The organism is Frankia sp. AgKG'84/4 (genome assembly GCF_023242965.2).
GTDB lineage: Bacteria > Actinomycetota > Actinomycetes > Frankiales > Frankiaceae > Frankia.
This window is the reverse complement of sequence record NZ_JALKFU020000800.1, coordinates 1-1,079: the sequence shown is the minus strand read 5'-3', so window position 1 is coordinate 1,079 and position 1,079 is coordinate 1. Positions and strand designations below refer to the sequence as shown.

Genomic DNA, 1,079 nt, shown 5'->3' with positions numbered 1-1,079 from the left:
GGCCCGGCCCGTGCGCGCGCACCGCGTCCGCCAGCACCGCCATCGCCTCGGCCGCCGCGGCGGCCGAGGCCTGGCCGGAGCCCGGCGTCGTGGAGACGCCGTCGCACACCACCGCGATGAGCGTGCCGTAGACGACGGCGAGCCCCATGGAGTCCTCGTTGGTGGTGTGCCGCACCCCCCGGTCGCACACGCCGGCCAGCTCGCCGAGATCGACCTCGCTGTGGTCGGCGTCACCGTGGCCCGGGTCCGGGCCCGCCAGGGCATGCCCGCAGACCTCGCAGTAGTGGTCGTCGGCGTACACCGGCGCGGCGCAGACGGGGCAACGGCCGAGGTCGTCCTCGGGCTCGTAGGGCCCGTGGCCGGTCATCTGGTAGGCGACTGTCGGGGCGTCGTCGTGGGAGTTGAGGTCCACGGTCATGCCGCCGGGCGGAAACGCTCGCGGGCGGGCGGTGTGTGCAGAGCCATGTGCTGGGTGCCTCCTGCCCCTGCTGGTCCGGTCGTCGGAGCGTTGGTCATCACGGATTCACGCGGGATGTATTGTCCCAGCTTCGCCCAGTGCGCGTCGACGGCGTAGATCACCACCGGTGGCCCACCGTCCGGCGTGTCCTCCTTTGTCGGCACGCGACCTTAAGAGAGCGTAAAGGTCGAGTGTCGACGATGGCGGCGGCCGTGCCGTCGCCGGGGCGCGGACGCGGCCATCGCGGCGGCCGGGGTCTGTCGCGCACCGGGCCCTCCTGATACGGCCATGAGCGGGCCGGGACCATCCGGGCCACCGGCGAGGGACCGCCGCATCAGGATAGGGCGCCGAACTGCTCTACGGACCGTGTCGGGGCAGGTGGTCAGCGGTCTGTCCCAGCCTGGTCCCCCGGCCGGGGGCCCCTGCCCGGCCCGCGTCCGCGTCCGCGTCCGTGGCGGTGGCGGTGGCGGTGGCCGTGATCGGGCCGCGCCCTCGAAGGGTCCGCGGCGGCGGCCGTATACCGTAGTCGAATGGTCGTTTCAAGCTCGTCCGCCGGTCGGTGGCACTGATGGCCGGCGCCGGGCGCCGGGGCGGCGGCAGCATCGGCCGCGGGGGTCAGGGC

General features: G+C 74.3%; 1 protein-coding gene and 1 pseudogene. Both read right to left on the bottom strand.

Annotated elements, in window-relative coordinates; genetic code table 11:
• A pseudogene (locus tag MXD58_RS25310) lies at nt 1-418 on the bottom strand (serine/threonine protein phosphatase); the annotation flags it as partial.
• Nucleotides 415-621: a hypothetical protein gene (locus MXD58_RS25305; protein WP_248838144.1), complete on the bottom strand. Its 207-nt coding sequence runs from the start codon at nt 619-621 to the stop codon at nt 415-417. The gene MXD58_RS25305 and the pseudogene MXD58_RS25310, both read right to left, overlap by 4 nt.
• Nucleotides 622-1,079: the final 458 nt, after the last annotated feature.